This window comes from Atribacter laminatus, assembly GCF_015775515.1.
Lineage (GTDB): Bacteria > Atribacterota > Atribacteria > Atribacterales > Atribacteraceae > Atribacter > Atribacter laminatus.
In genome coordinates, this window is record NZ_CP065383.1 from 3,086,368 (window position 1) to 3,101,225 (window position 14,858).

17 protein-coding genes are annotated in these 14,858 nt (G+C 37.7%); 6 read left to right on the forward strand and 11 right to left on the reverse strand.

The features are described 5' to 3' along the window. Window positions 1–224: 224 nt before the first annotated feature. Window positions 225–1,286, reverse strand: a complete 1,062-nt coding sequence (locus tag RT761_RS13975; protein WP_218112035.1) for a hypothetical protein — start codon at window positions 1,284–1,286, stop codon at window positions 225–227. Continuing rightward, window positions 1,283–2,467 (reverse strand): DUF4139 domain-containing protein, encoded by a 1,185-nt coding sequence (locus RT761_RS13980; RefSeq protein ID WP_218112036.1) that lies wholly within the window; start codon window positions 2,465–2,467, stop codon window positions 1,283–1,285. The genes RT761_RS13975 and RT761_RS13980 overlap by 4 nt, the downstream gene beginning before the upstream one ends. 320 nt (window positions 2,468–2,787) lie before the next feature. On the opposite strand from RT761_RS13980, the gene RT761_RS13990 reads away from it, so the two are divergent. Both RT761_RS13990 and RT761_RS14240 read left to right on the forward strand, forming a co-directional pair. Then, complete coding sequence (locus tag RT761_RS13990) at window positions 2,788–4,896, forward strand: heavy metal translocating P-type ATPase (protein ID WP_281388007.1); 2,109 nt, start codon at window positions 2,788–2,790, stop codon at window positions 4,894–4,896. Continuing rightward, the gene (locus RT761_RS14240; RefSeq protein ID WP_281388008.1) at window positions 4,883–5,488 is read left to right on the forward strand and encodes an HAD-IC family P-type ATPase; all 606 of its coding nucleotides are present in this window, start codon (window positions 4,883–4,885) and stop codon (window positions 5,486–5,488) included. The genes RT761_RS13990 and RT761_RS14240 overlap by 14 nt, the downstream gene beginning before the upstream one ends. Before the next feature lie 33 nt (window positions 5,489–5,521). Here RT761_RS14240 and RT761_RS13995 read toward each other — a convergent pair whose 3' ends face one another. Genes RT761_RS13995 through RT761_RS14010 form a run of 4 tightly spaced genes read right to left on the reverse strand, consistent with a single transcriptional unit; the run spans window position 5,522 to window position 8,742 of the window. Further along, the gene (locus RT761_RS13995; RefSeq protein ID WP_218112037.1) at window positions 5,522–6,280 is read right to left on the reverse strand and encodes an ABC transporter ATP-binding protein; all 759 of its coding nucleotides are present in this window, start codon (window positions 6,278–6,280) and stop codon (window positions 5,522–5,524) included. Then, complete coding sequence (locus tag RT761_RS14000) at window positions 6,273–7,004, reverse strand: ABC transporter permease (protein ID WP_218112038.1); 732 nt, start codon at window positions 7,002–7,004, stop codon at window positions 6,273–6,275. The genes RT761_RS13995 and RT761_RS14000 overlap by 8 nt, the downstream gene beginning before the upstream one ends. Before the next feature lie 14 nt (window positions 7,005–7,018). Then, the gene (locus tag RT761_RS14005; RefSeq protein ID WP_218112039.1) at window positions 7,019–7,492 is read right to left on the reverse strand and encodes a hypothetical protein; all 474 of its coding nucleotides are present in this window, start codon (window positions 7,490–7,492) and stop codon (window positions 7,019–7,021) included. A 59-nt stretch (window positions 7,493–7,551) separates the two neighbouring features. After that, entirely contained in the window at window positions 7,552–8,742 is a 1,191-nt protein-coding gene (locus RT761_RS14010; protein WP_218112040.1) for an efflux RND transporter periplasmic adaptor subunit, read from the reverse strand. A gap of 242 nt (window positions 8,743–8,984) precedes the next feature. Here RT761_RS14010 and RT761_RS14015 point away from each other — a divergent pair, with 242 nt between their 5' ends. Continuing rightward, complete coding sequence (locus tag RT761_RS14015; RefSeq protein ID WP_218112041.1) at window positions 8,985–9,338, forward strand: DUF488 domain-containing protein; 354 nt, start codon at window positions 8,985–8,987, stop codon at window positions 9,336–9,338. A gap of 25 nt (window positions 9,339–9,363) precedes the next feature. Here the strand turns inward: RT761_RS14015 and RT761_RS14020 are convergent, their stop codons facing one another. Both RT761_RS14020 and RT761_RS14025 read right to left on the reverse strand, forming a co-directional pair. Then, window positions 9,364–10,509, reverse strand: coding sequence for an N-acetyltransferase (locus RT761_RS14020; protein ID WP_218112042.1), 1,146 nt, complete (start codon window positions 10,507–10,509; stop codon window positions 9,364–9,366). Between the two features lie 56 nt (window positions 10,510–10,565). Beyond that, entirely contained in the window at window positions 10,566–11,072 is a 507-nt protein-coding gene (locus tag RT761_RS14025; protein WP_218112043.1) for a DUF2284 domain-containing protein, read from the reverse strand. Between the two features lie 141 nt (window positions 11,073–11,213). On the opposite strand from RT761_RS14025, the gene RT761_RS14030 reads away from it, so the two are divergent. Next, window positions 11,214–11,555 carry a hypothetical protein gene (locus tag RT761_RS14030; RefSeq protein ID WP_218112044.1) on the forward strand — a complete coding sequence of 114 codons (342 nt, stop codon included), beginning with the start codon at window positions 11,214–11,216 and terminating at the stop codon, window positions 11,553–11,555. On the opposite strand, the gene RT761_RS14035 is transcribed toward RT761_RS14030, so the two are convergent. Continuing rightward, a complete protein-coding gene (locus RT761_RS14035; RefSeq protein WP_246465377.1) occupies window positions 11,552–12,505 on the reverse strand; it encodes a TIM barrel protein in 954 nt (317 codons plus the stop codon). The two genes, RT761_RS14030 and RT761_RS14035, sit on opposite strands and share 4 nt — an antisense overlap. A 277-nt stretch (window positions 12,506–12,782) precedes the next feature. Here RT761_RS14035 and RT761_RS14040 point away from each other — a divergent pair, with 277 nt between their 5' ends. Next, window positions 12,783–13,145, forward strand: coding sequence for a toast rack family protein (locus tag RT761_RS14040; protein WP_218112046.1), 363 nt, complete (start codon window positions 12,783–12,785; stop codon window positions 13,143–13,145). Between the two features lie 8 nt (window positions 13,146–13,153). Next, a complete protein-coding gene (locus RT761_RS14045; RefSeq protein ID WP_218112047.1) occupies window positions 13,154–13,480 on the forward strand; it encodes a LiaF domain-containing protein in 327 nt (108 codons plus the stop codon). Between the two features lie 65 nt (window positions 13,481–13,545). Here RT761_RS14045 and RT761_RS14050 read toward each other — a convergent pair whose 3' ends face one another. After that, window positions 13,546–13,800 carry a hypothetical protein gene (locus RT761_RS14050; RefSeq protein WP_218112048.1) on the reverse strand — a complete coding sequence of 85 codons (255 nt, stop codon included), beginning with the start codon at window positions 13,798–13,800 and terminating at the stop codon, window positions 13,546–13,548. Between the two features lie 15 nt (window positions 13,801–13,815). Next, window positions 13,816–14,016 carry a hypothetical protein gene (locus RT761_RS14055; RefSeq protein ID WP_218112049.1) on the reverse strand — a complete coding sequence of 67 codons (201 nt, stop codon included), beginning with the start codon at window positions 14,014–14,016 and terminating at the stop codon, window positions 13,816–13,818. Window positions 14,017–14,858 lie beyond the last annotated feature (842 nt).

The following is a 14,858-nucleotide window of genomic DNA, read 5'->3' on the forward strand; positions in this document are numbered from 1 at the left end:
AAAAACCCAAGATTCGACATGCCATGGCATGTCGCTACATTACACGAAGATCAGGCGCAGCAAATTTCTCCTCTTCAATTTTTAAGTTTTTGTAGAATCTTGATTTTTTCATTCCTGCTAATAGGTATCAGGTTAGTAAAATGCTGTGCTCTCCTAATGCCTATTAGAAGAGTTATTTTCATCCTCATCAACGATACCTTTCAAGCCGTTAAATAGCTCTCCATCTACCGAAACACGAACCCGGAAGTTAAATTTTTTCCTGATACCTCAAGATTCACATTAATTTCCTGCTGGGAATCTAAATCCAGGATAAAGGAAATCTGATTTATTTCAATTCGATTTAAAGGCACAGAATTAGAGATCAATTCATAACTCGGTTGAAGAGGAACGAATACTTCAATCTTCTTTTTTTCTGCTCCCCGGTTGGCTACCCGGTAGGTTTTTTTCTCTCGAGTATCAAAGAGCACTTCCTTCCCTTCCTTGTTATAAATTTGGTTTATTTTTTCTTGTTTTTCAATTTTTTCTTCAACGACTATATCAGTACTCTCTCCTACTTCAGCTCGCAATTGGGATGTTTCTCCTGATAAATAATTCTCTCCTAAAAACACCACTCCAGATGAGGATTTTTCAAAATATTCAGCTTTACCAGGAAACAGAATAACATCTGGAATGAGAAGGTCCCAAAAGAAATGGATATTGGTGTCGTGAAAAAAGCTTGGATTATAACGAGATATTTTTTCTGCATTGATGGTTGGAAATTCCTCAACAATAAGTCGCTTGGTTTCAAAAGGCTCCAGATTGAGAACAAACCGCTTATTGGCAATGACAAAAACGGTATTGCGAAACGCATCCTGGTTTTGGTTGGTAATATCAACCAACAACCTTCCCACTGGAGCAACTGCATCAGGTTCCCAAAAAAATTGGTATAAGTAGTTCAAACTTAAATATGCTAGGGGGAAAGTTAAATGTATCTTCCCGGTAGTTGGTTGATCAGCATAAATTGAAACAATGGTACTTTGGTTCGATGAGTCATTTATGGTACTTCGTATAATCCCTCCCTCAACTTGAATAAATACATCTTCATCATTTAAAGAAAGCGGCTTCCCCCAGGAATAAATATTTTCTCCTGCTTGAAGCTCAACCATCCAGGTTTCTCTTTGATAAAACATTGAATCCCCGGCAAAGACAATTATTTCTTCGGGATTTTTCTCTAATATTAAGTCCTGGGCAATTGCGATACTACTTAACAAAAGGATGGTGATCAATATCATCCAAAGTTTTTTCATGACCACACCTCCCTATACTCGTATCTCAGGATAATTTTTTGTTCTTGTTCCGGTTCGACGATTATTTCCAAGTGAGCACTTCCGTCTTCCCAGCGCCACCCTTGATTGTCGTTGAGCTTAGCCCCTACTGGTAATGGTTCAATAATCTCCACTGGTTTTGCCGTATTACTGTGGTTTACCAGGTCGAATTCAATAATAATCTCCGACCAAAAACTGGCAATATTTCTATCTTCATTCCAGTCCACTTTTAAACGTTTATAACTTTTTTCTTTCCGTTCCGCTTGAAAAGTTTTAATAGTTCCAATTGCGATTTCAAACTCTTCTTGAGTTCTTACCCACGGGAACTGAAAGGTCCCTAAAACCGATTGATTATCTCCAAATATGGTCACCCATCCTTCAGGTAAAGGATCTCCTTCGCTCTTCATTTTTAAAACTCTTTTTAGATTTCCTTTATCGATTCGTATGATTTCCTTAACTGGAAATTTTCTCAACTCCGGAAAAACCTGCAGAACGCTTTGGGCCGGTAAATCAATAGTATAGGGCAAATGAAATACTTGATATTCTGAAACCCTTTCCATCGTCACTGATTTCTCCCGCGTCATCATTACTTGAGGCTGGATTCCTTCTGCAGCGCCAAGAGCTTCATCCTCTGGGAATCCACCTTTATCTCCACTGAATAGAAATGCTGGTTGCCCCAACAACCAGCTGACATGGACATTCTTCCAATTGATGTTTTTCCGATTGGAAAGAAACACAGATGGATAAAGATATAAATCGGCACTTTTTTCATCCCAAATTGCCATATAGCGTTCCTTCCAGTTAAATCCGCTCATAAAAAAGGAAAGAAGAAATGAGTAAGAACCAGCCTGTTGAGCTGCAATTTCAATTTGGTACCGGTTTGCAGGGGTGGTACTAATGGTTTTTAATGAAGTAGATGAATCAAAGGGATGAAAGTAAAACCTTTCTTGAAGAAGATTGTCTCCGGTTAAGAAGAAGCGATTCTCACCCTGATGGAGTGACAGGGTAACTTTCTCCGCTACCCAAGCCCGATCTATGTCCTGATAAATGGTGAGCCAAGACTCATCCGGGTTTATGGATTGGGAAAGGAGTGCATGAGATAGCGAAGTAAAAGCGAGAAAAAAGAGAAAAAGAACCCCCATAATCAAAATATATCTTTTCATTCTTCACCTCCACTAGGTTCAATCACACTCATATCTAATTAAAACTAGATCACACCTTCTTTTTATAATATATTTTAATAAAACAAAAACGTTTCGATGCTTTTCCTTTTAAATATGAAACCTATTCATTATATTTTATCCTTATAATACAACATTTTAAAAATCCAGACCAAAATACCAAGCTGCAAGACGAGATCTTTTTTCCCTCGTTTCTGTATTTTAAAAATAAACTTTAGGATTATTTTTTATGAAATTGGTTGACTCATAACAATAATTATATTAATATTATTATATTAGTAATGTATAGAGGATGATTATTGATGAACAAAAAAATTTACATACAAATACAAGGCATGACTTGTCCCAGTTGTGAAAAAATTGTCACTCAGGCTTTGGAAGAATTGCCGGGTGTTACTAACATTGATGTCAACAAGGATAAAAACCGGGCAACACTGGAGGTTGACCTTTCCAGTGTTGACACTTCCACTATTCTCCAGACCATCGAAGAGGCCGGTTATACTGCAAAAATTTTTGACGAAAAAAACAGAAGCAATAATCAATCCAGTAATGGTTGCTCAACTGGAGAATGTCCTGTTCCACTTTCAATCGAACCCTCTACAAAAAATCAAATAAATAGTTCGACAAAACTCGATAAACAACGAGTCACTCTTTCCCTTTCCGGAATGCACTGCGCTTCCTGTGCAGCGCTTATTGAACGATCATTAAACAAAAAAAACGGGGTTATTCGGGCAACCGTCAACTTCGCTGCAGAAAAAGCCACGGTTCTTTTTGACCATTCGGTAACCAATCCCACCGAGTTTATTGAAGTTGTAAAAAAAGCCGGCTATGATGCCCGAGTTATTACTCCCGAGGATCGAGAAAAGGAAAACCAACGCAAACGCAAAGAAGTCATGGCACAATGGCGAATTTTCCTGATCAGCCTTTTTCTTAGTTCACCAATGATGTATTTCATGTTTCTTGATTTTTTTAAATGGCTGCCGGGGGCTATAACTCTGCCACCCTACTTTGGGATCATCTCCTTAATCCTTGCCATACCAGTTCAATTTATTATTGGTTTCCGATTTTACCACGGAATGTGGTCAAGTTTACGAATGAAAACCTTCAACATGGATAGTTTAGTCGCAATTGGAACCTCGGTTGCTTTCGGATACAGTCTTTTCCACTATCTAAGGTATATCTATGAAACCAGCAGTATCTTAGGATTATTTGGCCAAAAAATACCCGAACTCTATTTCGAAACTTCAGCATTTCTGATTACCTTTGTATTGCTGGGAAAATATTTGGAAGCTCGGGCTAAAGGGAGAACTTCTGAAGCCATTCAAAAACTCCTCGAACTTCAAGCCAAAACAGCACGGGTTAAACAAAATGGTTCCATAATCGATATACCGGTTGAAGAAGTAAAAAAAGGAGATATTTTGGTAGTAAGACCCGGGGAAAAAATACCAGTTGACGGTGAAATCCTATCGGGTCATTCAGCGATTGATGAATCAATGGTCACTGGAGAAAGTATTCCGGTTGACAAAAGTCCAGGAGATATGGTTATTGGGGCTACCCTCAACACCTTAGGGGGTTTTGAATTTGTTGCTACTCGAGTTGGTTCGGATACCATGCTGGCTCAGATCGTACAACTCATCGAGGATGCCCAAGGATCGAAAGCTCCTATTCAAGCTTTTGCCGATCGGGTAGCCGCTTGGTTCGTTCCGGTCGTCTTTGCCATAGCCGCTGGTACTTTCGTTATCTGGTATTTTATCTTAGGTAGTTCATTGACCTATTCGCTCATGGCTATGACCTCGGTTATTGTCATTGCCTGTCCCTGTGCTTTAGGGCTGGCTACACCGACCGCCATCATGGTTGGAACCGGCAAGGGGGCTGAATATGGAATTCTAGTAAAAGGGGGCGAACCATTAGAAGCGGCAAAATTAACCAATACTATCGTTTTCGATAAAACTGGAACGATCACTCAGGGAAAGCCAGCTGTTACCGATGTCGAGTCTTTCAGTGCTTTTTCCCCCCAAGAAATAATTGAATTAGCCGGAAGTTTGGAAAAATTATCCGAACACCCTTTAGCGCAATCAATTTTCCAACATGCTCAAAGCCATAAGATTTCTCCCAGAGAGGTTGATCAATTTGAAGCTCTTCCCGGACGGGGGGTAAAAGGCAACATCGATGGAACCAATTATTTTATTGGTAATCGAAGATTAATTGCCGACCAACAACTTCTCCTCTCCCAATCGATAGAAAATAGAATTTCACAATTAGAAATCCAGGGGAAAACTGTGATGATTTTAGCTGATGAAAAGTCAGTTTTAGGCGCGGTATCGGTCGCCGATATTGCCAAAGAAACTTCAAAAAAAGCCATTGAAAAATTAAAAAAAACGCGGTTTAAATTTGGTAATGATTACCGGTGATAACTATAATACTGCTCAGGCAATCGCCCAAGAAGTTGGAATCTCAAATATTCTTGCTGAAGTCCTCCCCGAAGATAAATCCCAGGAAATAGTAAAACTGCAAAAAACCGGAAAAAAAGTTGCTATGGTTGGCGATGGAATCAACGATGCTCCTGCTCTCGCCCAAGCTGATCTTGGAATCGCAATGGGTTCGGGTACTGATGTAGCCATGGAAACCGGAGATATCATATTGGTCAAAAATGACCTCAACGATGTGGTTACTGCTTTGGAGCTGTCAGAAGAAACTATGGGGAAAATTAAGCAGAATCTCTTTTTCGCACTTTTCTATAACCTGATTGGAATACCCATAGCTGCCCGAGTTTTTGCCTCTTTTGGACTGTTATTAAATCCCGAATTAGCTGGTTTAGCCATGGCTTTAAGTTCAATTTCAGTTGTAACCAATTCTTTGCTGCTCAGAACTTTTCGGCCAGGAAAACGAAATTACCTTTCTATGGTTGCTCCAATTATTATGATTCTTTTATTCACCTATATATTTGCCCTATTCGCTCGATTTAGCACCACCATGGGGAATATGATGACTTCCATGCCCTAATAAAAAAGTTAAAGTATTCACCGACGTTAATTTTTAAGATGGTTCGTCCCACACACAAGCATGGGATTCTAAGATCTCAATTGATTTTTCTTTCCCTACTTCTTGCGGAAAGAAATCTTTACAAATCCGACCATCGATGAGTTCGATGATTCTTTCTGCTCGTAAAGCAACGTTTCGATCATGAGTTACCACGATAAATGTAGTGTTATTTTCACCATTGATTTCCTGCATAAGGTCTAATACCTGGTCTCCCGCTTTGGTGTCTAAAGCACCAGTTGGTTCATCGGCTAGAATAAGCTGTGGTCGGTTCAGAAGTGCCCGGGCAATAGCGACCCGTTGCTGCTGACCACCAGAAAGAAGGTTAATCCGTTTATTAATTTGGTTAGCTAACCCCACTCTTTCAATCAATCTTTGAGCCTCATTAAACATTTGGCGATTCGGTTTCCCCTTCCCAATCCAATAAGGTAACAAAACATTTTCAATCGTGGTAAATTCGGGAAGAAGATAATGAAATTGGAAAACAAAACCCAAAAATTTATTTCTGAAATCAGCCAACTGATTCTCGCTGAGTTGACCTAAATTCTGTTGGTTGATGAGGATGGTACCGCTCGAAGGACGATCAAGCGCACCGAGAATGTTTAACAAAGTACTTTTACCCGAACCAGATGGACCAATAAGTGCCAAAAACTGGCCTTGGGGTATTTCAAGAGAAACATCAAAAAGAACCTGGGTTTTCACCTCATCGCCATAAACTTTATTGACCGAATCAAGGCTCACCAATATCTTATCCATTCCGAATTACCTCGATTGGAACCAGGGAAGCGGCTTTTCGAGCTGGAAAAAGAGCTGCTCCTATGCTAGCAATGGTCGAAATAATAATTAAGGTTAATGTCGTTTGAAACTCAACCCGAATACTAAAAGAAAGGGCTCCTCCTGATTGCGAAGCTATTTGAAACAACTTGATTAAACCAACTCCGACCAAGCTTCCCAATATCGAGCCAGTCAACCCTAAAACCGCTCCCTGAATAAGGAAGATACGACTGGCGCTACTGGTCCGAGTCCCCATAGCTTTTAGAATTCTAATTTCTCGTGATTTCTGAACTGCCGCTATGGCTAAAACACTGGCAATACCTAAAGTTACAGCCAATAAAACAAAAAATTGAATCATATAGGAAGAGGCACTTTGACTTTGCAGAGCACTTAAGAGCTGGCGATTATTGGTCTGCCAGGTTTCGATGAGAAAATCAGGAAAATCATTTTTGATTTTTTGAGAAATAATTTCGGACTGGAAAACTTGTTCAATTTGCATTTCAATCCTGGATATCGCCCCATTGAGTTCAAACAATGCTTGGGATCGATAAATATCCATAAAAATCCAAGAACTATTAATGGCATTATTTTCAAAATCAAAAATTCCATTTACCGCAAAAGTTCCTGAGTTCCCTTCAGAAGTTCGGATTTCAATGATGCTGCCGGTTTCAATTTTTAAATCTTCGGCCAAACTTCTTCCAATCAATACTCCGGTTCCTCCTAAAACCGCCTTTCCGGTATTAATCCGCTGAATAATTTATATATACTATCAGCACGCTCAAGAAATACTCCCTTAACCACTATCGGACGACTAACTTCAGCTTTGGCGATAAATCCCGATCCATCAACCAGAGGAGAAACAACCTTTAAATCCGAGTACGTATCCAATTTTTTTAATATTGGCTGATAAGAAAGAATGTAAGCATCCTTTTTTGCGGCTGCAATAACTGGAATAACCAAAGACTGATTCCCTTTTTGGAGAATCGATTGCGGACTATTTTCTTGGGCTCTTAACATAATATGCGGCGAATCTCCTACGGTCTGTTCAATTAAATTCTGTTGTAAGCCAGAAATCAATGAAGAAAGAAATATCTGCACTGATACACCGATAATAATTCCCAGTAAAATTAGAATTGTTTGAGAGCGAGATTCTTTGAGGAAACGCCAAGCAATCATCGATTCAAAGCTTAACACCGATATGACACCTCAACCTGAATTTGAATTAAATTTAAATAGTCAAAATGTCGCATGAATTAATCGCTGGTGAGCATTTCAACTTGAATATTTTTTCCTTCACGAAAATTTCCTGGTTCTATAAGAACGGCCTCCTCAGGAAGATTATCGATGATGGCATAATTCCCGATAAGCAATGGTTTATTGATCGCTTTCAGTAATGTCGCTTTGCCCTCTTGATCAGTCCAAACATAATGCCCATCTTCCTTTTCCACTAAAAAAGAACGAGGAATGGCTGGAACTCCTTTGGTTTCATTTATAACAATTTCAACTGTCATGGCAGCATCCGGTTTTAAACTTACATTCTCATCGTCTAAACGGACTCGAATTTCAATGGTTCCTTTTTGGGGGTTAACGCTGGGTGATATTCGATCAATTTTCCCTTTATAGACTCGATTGGGTTCGGCTTGACTGGATAAAAATACATCTAAATCCATCTTAATCTTTTCGTGTTCTTTTTCATCAATATCGGCAACCACGAATCCCATGGCTGAACCAATCGAAATAGCAGTTTCGCCTGGATTTATATATTCGCCTTTGTTTTTGCTTATAGAATAGACAAGAGCTTCTATAGGTGAAAGAAGAATTTTTTGCTCAAGAGCAATTTCTGCTTCTCGTATTTGAAGCCGGGCTTGCTCTACTCGAGCTTTGGCATCATCGCTTACTGCTCCTCCCGACGACAAGCTTTCTAACTGAGTTTTTGCCGAAGCTTCTTTTGAAAGAGCAACCTCCCATTCACTCCGAGCGTTATTTACTTCGTTTTGCGAAGACCCTCCGATCGAAACTAATGAATAGAGTTTTAAATAACGATCATAAAGCGTTTGAGAATTAATTTTTGCTTGATTGTATATCTCTCGGGCTTCAGCAAGGACTTCGTTTTCTTTCGACTTCATAAAAGCCAAAGCAAGGTCATAATTCACTTTTGCCAATTCTAAACGATTTTTTTCTGCTGAATCCTCTAATTCAATAAGAGGGTCTCCGGCCTTTACCTGTTGCCCCTCTTGAACAAACAATTGGTCAACAATACCGCCAACTTGAAAAGCCATATTGATCCGATTTCCCAAGTCTATTCTTCCGGTTGCAACAATGGTTTCGGTAATGTCTTTTTTGGTTACTAAATATCCCTTGACTGGAATAGGACGGTTTTGTTGGTAAAAGTATCCTACCAATAAAATAATTGCCAACCCCACTATAATTAAATATTTTCTCATAATAAATAAGTCCCCTTACCCGATCCTTGATTTAAGAAACTATAAACTAAAATATATTCTCAATATTTAACTGCTATTCCAATTTTTTATTCCACTATTTCTCAATTTTCTATTTTTTTTCATCACAACGCTTCTCTTTCTAAATGAACAACGTCTGAGGGTTTGAAAAATCTTCTTGTTCAAAATAAATAATAAATATACTATATTCTTAATTAATAGATCATTCCCGGAGGAAATCAAAAATGATTCTTATAAAAAGAATCTACGAGCCAGCCGAATTAAAGGATGGTTTTCGTATTTTAGTAGACCGACTTTGGCCAAGAGGAATGACTAAAGAAAAAGCCCGTATTGACCTTTGGTTGCGGGACATTGCACCCAGCGATAACCTCAGAAAATGGTATAATCATCAACCGGAAAATTGGAATGAATTTAAACAAAAATACTATGAGGAATTGGCAACTAAAAATGACCTGGTTGACATTATCCAAAAAAGATCGGAATCAGAGACGGTAACGCTTCTTTATTCAGCAAAAAACCAAGTCCTCAATAATGCGGTAGCCCTCAGGGAATACATCAAGAATCGAACAAGGGTTTAAATTTACACGCTTTTTGTCTCTACAATTAAATATTCTTAAAATATATTCTCCTTCGTTTATGCTGTCTTGGTTTAAATAGCTTCCATTCATTTTGGATTTTTTTGTTAGTTTCAAGCTCAGGGTTAGACTCGCTGTAGGAAAATCCGAACTTAGCGGCAGTTTTGGTAATTTCAGAAACCATAAGAATATCGACTCCTTTGTTCCGATATTCTTTTTTCACTCCGGCTAAATAAAAATCCAGAACTTGGTAAGTCTTTAAGGCTTTTAACAAATACCAAAAACCAAAAGGGAAAAGCCTTCCTCGGGCTTTTTGAAGAGCTTGGGAAAGACTTGGCATGGTGATGAGAAAACCAATTAAATTATCCTCCTCGTCAGCAACGACCTTAATAAAATCAGTTTGAATATAGGGTAAATATTTTTTTAGGTAATAATTTTTTTGTTTTTCAGTAAGAGGAACTGTCCCGTATAAATCTGCATACGATTCATCTATTAAATTAATCAAATCCATTCCTCTTTTTAGAGCTTCCTTTTTATTTTTGAATTTTAAAACCTGATAATTGTAACGCTTTTTAACCCATTCAGCAGATTTGATGAGACTCTCGGGAATGTCTTTTATATCTGGTACTTTAGTTTGAAACTCCAAAGCATCAATCAGTTTTGAATACCCACAATTTTCTACCAAATCAGGATAATAAGGATAATTATATTGAGTCGCCATGGTTCCTAATTCTTCAAAACCGTCGATCAGCATTCCGGTTGGGTCCAAATCAGTAAATCCTTGTGGACCGCTACAAGTTGTCATCCCTCGTTCTTTCCCCCAAGATTCTATTGCAGAAAATAATAATTCTGCGCTTTTTTCCTCGTTGATAGAATCAAACCACCCAAAACGAAGATTTTTTTCTTGATACTTTTCGTTGGCAATATGACTGATAATACCGGCAATACGTCCAACACATGAATTATTGTGATAAATTAAAAATAATTTCGTTTCACAATTCTCGTAGGCGGGATTTTTTGCTGGAGAAAATATACCCATTTCATCGGAAATTAAAGGTGGAACATAATAGGGGTGATTTCGGTATAGCCGAAGAGGGAAGGTAACAAATTTTTTTATATCTCCTTGGTTTTGAGCCTCTCGAATCTCCCAACCCATATCAGTTATTCCCAACAAAAAAGATTATCTCGAGTGTAATAAGCTCACCATTCATTCTATCGCCCATCCTTTAACTATTCAATAAAAATTGCTGAATACCAGTTTTGAGGATCATCTTCATTTTTTAAGGTTCCAATCGGAAGACCAAATTTCCTAACAGTTTTAAAGACGTCCACGCCAACACTATGAAAAGATGGACGGGCTTGTTTCGGATTGATACATTTCATGCCTTTAAATCCACTGCATTCTTTACAAAGAGCACAATCACTCATCGAGAAAGCAAAGTAATAACCATCAAGAAAAGCTTGTCTCTCAATCGAAAAAGAAATTTTCTGTGAAAGTTGTTTGTTGGTGGAATGAACGATAATACCCCAAGTGTACTTTTCTAATACTTTTTGATACTCCCATGGTCGCATCGACCCAGGACGTGAAGGACAGGTATGGGAGTTTCCCCAATCAGCACAACCAAACATACATTTTAAGATAGTCCTTGCGTCAAATTCAATGTCTTCTATGCGAAAAAATACTGCCTGTTCGGCTCCCATATCGAAAGCCATCTTGAGATACTTTTTATGATCCATTTTCAAGCGACCTCTCTAAATAGATTGAATGCGCATGATTCTAAACCTGGAAAGTCAATGTTGCAATGAAAAAAAAATTCTTTCATTTTATTTGCTAAAATTGTAGAAAAAAAATTATGCAATTATTATAAAAGGAGTTCTATGATAAAAAACTTAACTCATCACCCGATAACCATTTATAAAAATAATACTGTCTACTGCTCAATTGAACCCGAAGGAATCGTCCCCCGCTGTCAAGAAGAACGACTCCAAATTGGAGAAATTAATGGAATCCCGATTATGACTACCCGCTTTGGAACAGTTTATGACCTTCCCGACAAAGAGGATGGAGTATTTCTCATTGTTTCTCCGATAGTTGCCAATGCTCTTCCCGACCGGGACGATTTATTGGTTCCTGATATTTTAGTGCGAGATAATCAAGGCAATATTATTGGTGCAGAAGCCTTGGCAAGAGTGACCTGGTGGGGTTGCGAAATCTTTTAAGAAAATATTGCACTCCACTCTGCCCATTGTTCTTTTAGATATTTCAACGATTCTCTCAGCCATCTGTCCAGCAAATAATCTGAGTAATCCCTGCCGAATTTTGGACCAGGATGCTCCAAATATCCAATCACTTTGGTTACAGGAATCTCGTTTTGTTTCTTCATCAGAATCGAATACACTTCTTTTACATCAATAATTCCACGTTCTAAGTTCTCTAATTCGAAACCAAAAGTCGAGTTATATATTGAATCGGTATTTTTAAAGTGAAACTCGTATAAATAGGGAAAGGAGGCAATAAAGTAATCAAGATTGTTTTCAATTACAATTTTCTCTTGATTCGCCCAACCATGCGAAACATCGGAACAATATCCAAAGCGAACTGTTTTTTCTGGTTGATTCAAATGAAATTGCACTAATTCATCAGCTATTTTTTTAAGTTCAACTGAGTTGCAAGGAGGCTCAGCATAACAAGACATTGGTTCCAAGGTTAGCCAAGATAATCCATGATCTTTAGCAAATACCATCATATCTTTAATAAATTTAAGAAATGATTTTATTCCTTGAGGACGATATTCAATCTTATCACGATAGACACTTCCCATTGAAGAACCGGCTACTGGGCATTCTAAGATCGCAGCAATTTCTATCATTCTCCGATAATTTTTCATGGTAATCTCAGCATATTCCTTCTCTGGATTTAAAAATCCTCCTAATTCACGATGGGAGGTAAATATGCTAGAAATCTGAATACCCTTTGATTGAGCAGATTCTTTTAATCGAAAAAAATAGGAGTCAGGAAGGGAATAAAATTCTGTAAAAGTTCCTAATTGCAAATTATAAATACCTTCTTCTGCCATTAAATTAAAAAGCCAATCAAATGAATACCGATATTGAATAGGGTCACTTTTCACTCCTAATTCTATCGTGAAGTTCTTTTCTAAATCCTGCATTTTTTTCAATATTCTCTGTCCTCTTTCTATTTTATTATGTATCCAAAATGCCATCATAGAAATATTGTTCCCCTCATTTTTATTTCCTTGATCAATTTTGTCAACTCTTTTTTTCGCTTTTTCATTTATTGACAAGTCTCGAATTCTTGAATTGTTATTGAAAAAAGTTCATAATAAAAGTGAAATGGAGGGTGATTTTCGATGAAAAGAAAGTTCTTTTTTTTATTGACCCTATTTGCCTTATGCTTTTTTCCCTCAATTAGTAGCTGCTGAAGAGTTGATAATTGAAAATCCCGTAATTGAAGTTGGGGATGCTCAAGTAGTGAATACCACAATCGAAATTTCTTTTGGCGATATTGCTATTACTGGGGGAGCAACAAAATTAATGGAAGGAGAATTCCGGTATTCCTCGCCTGAATGGAAACCTTTGATTTCGTACCAGGTGAAAAACGCTGTTGGAGAACTAAATGTAGAAATTCCTACTAACATAAATTTTTCATTATTCAGCTTTAAGGATAAAACATATAAAACCCTTATACATCTCAGTGACGAACTCCCGATGAATCTATTTTTTAAAGTTGGGGCAGGAAAAAGTCAGCTTGATCTGGCTTCGATGGAACTTGAAAACCCTAAACATTGAAGCTGGTAATGGGCGAAATGGATATTGATTTGGAAGGGAATACCAGTCTTTCTCGCTTAAACGTAAAAATTGGAGTTGGAGAGGCAACTATTGATTTACGTGGAAATTGGACGCGGGACCTTGAATCAAGAATTATATCCGGATTGGGTCAGGTAACTCTCCTTCTTCCACAGAATATCGGAGTTAAAGTTGAAACGAAAAGAGGCTTAGGTTCTATCGATGCCTCTAATCTTAATGTCAACGGAAATATTTATACCAACCAACAATTCGGTAAAACCGATCCTACTCTCAATATTTACCTCGAATCGGGAATCGGGAAGGTAAACTTAAACTGAATTAATAAGAGCTTCAAGAAAGAAGAGCGCATACAGCAGTTAAGCTGTATGCGCAGGAAAATTCTTTACTCCATTAGAGGAACTGTTTCCCAATAATAAACCATTCCACTCCACATGGTTAATCCCCATTCGCTGAAAATATTTACGGTAAAATCTGGTTGTTCAATGACTGGATAGGTAATATCAATAATCCATTTGGAAGCACCATAGTAAGTATATTGGTAATGTTTGGAACCAATTCCGGTGGAAAGGTCCGCTTTTAAACCAAAACACATTATATGGAACATTGACTCCAGCATTATGGGCTTTGGTAATGGCAATGTTCCTCGCTACGTCTACCCGAGCAAGGGGATTGGAGTTGGGGTTGGAGTTGGGGTTGGTGCCGCACAAATCCCATAAAGCCAGTACTCATCACTGAGAACGCCATTAACTGTCACGGCGACCCTCAACTCTCGGGCTGGCAACGATGATGCTGGAACTACTGCAATTACTTCATCGTCAGACCAATAGGAAACTGCCGCTACAATTCCATTCATGGTAACCGTGTGGTGCCCTTAAGATCACCAAAGTTCCGGCCGTAAATTCTTAGCTGTGTACCGGCTTTAACACAGTTGGAATCATAACGGATAGAAGATATATTTGGATTTTGTTGAGGAGTTGGAGTAGGAGTTGGGGTTGGTGGAGTACACCCCTAAAATGAAACTCATAACACAAATAACACTAAGAACCAGCACAATTGCCTTTTTCAAAGTCATTATTATACCTCCTTGAATTTTTAATCCTATAAACAGATAGAGAAATATCTTTTAAAAGATGCCTACTAATAAAATGGTAAATCTTTTGATAAAATTATTTCATTTTCCGGCTCTCAAACCCCCCTTATTGAAATAAATATTAAAAACAAAAAAATTAAGGAATCCTTGAAAATCCTCTTTTAATGAATAAATTACTCATAAACTTTATCGGCTTTTTAACAAAAATCTTAAGCCAACAACTCAGTCTAAAAAGAAAAATATGAGCAATGTAAATAATGTTCGTTCAATTTCGCCCAAATAAACTAATATCAACCCTAACCGGTAGATCCCCTTCTCAAGAATATCAATTCATTTCATCCCATTGTTATCTCTCTTGTTCCAGGCAACTGTTCTGAATAAAACAAAAGGTATCCTATTCTAATAATCTCTTCATTCAAATTTAATAAAATAAATACTGTCAATTTATCAACTTATTCAGTATTCATAGGCAAATCTCGCTCTTTGATTATTTTTACTGTTTCAAAAAAACTTGTCAAACCTTTTTTTACCAAAAAAACAAAAAAAATTAAATAAAAAAATTGTAAAAGCGATTTTACAAAAAAATAGGAAGCAGCAAATGAAAA

Bases quoted from the DNA above. Each gene is read 5' to 3' on its own strand.
- RT761_RS14035 (WP_246465377.1), bottom strand. From the start codon at position 12,505: ATGCAGGATTTAGAAAAGAACTTCACGATAGAATTAGGAGTGAAAAGT.
- RT761_RS13990 (WP_281388007.1), top strand. From the start codon at position 2,788: ATGAACAAAAAAATTTACATACAAATACAAGGCATGACTTGTCCCAGT.
- RT761_RS14240 (WP_281388008.1), top strand. From the start codon at position 4,883: ATGATTACCGGTGATAACTATAATACTGCTCAGGCAATCGCCCAAGAA.
- RT761_RS13980 (WP_218112036.1), bottom strand. From the start codon at position 2,467: ATGAAAAGATATATTTTGATTATGGGGGTTCTTTTTCTCTTTTTTCTC.
- RT761_RS14010 (WP_218112040.1), bottom strand. From the start codon at position 8,742: ATGAGAAAATATTTAATTATAGTGGGGTTGGCAATTATTTTATTGGTA.
- RT761_RS13975 (WP_218112035.1), bottom strand. From the start codon at position 1,286: ATGAAAAAACTTTGGATGATATTGATCACCATCCTTTTGTTAAGTAGT.
- RT761_RS14025 (WP_218112043.1), bottom strand. From the start codon at position 11,072: ATGGATCATAAAAAGTATCTCAAGATGGCTTTCGATATGGGAGCCGAA.
- RT761_RS14030 (WP_218112044.1), top strand. From the start codon at position 11,214: ATGATAAAAAACTTAACTCATCACCCGATAACCATTTATAAAAATAAT.
- RT761_RS13995 (WP_218112037.1), bottom strand. From the start codon at position 6,280: ATGGATAAGATATTGGTGAGCCTTGATTCGGTCAATAAAGTTTATGGC.
- RT761_RS14055 (WP_218112049.1), bottom strand. From the start codon at position 14,016: ATGAATGGAATTGTAGCGGCAGTTTCCTATTGGTCTGACGATGAAGTA.
- RT761_RS14015 (WP_218112041.1), top strand. From the start codon at position 8,985: ATGATTCTTATAAAAAGAATCTACGAGCCAGCCGAATTAAAGGATGGT.
- RT761_RS14045 (WP_218112047.1), top strand. From the start codon at position 13,154: ATGGGCGAAATGGATATTGATTTGGAAGGGAATACCAGTCTTTCTCGC.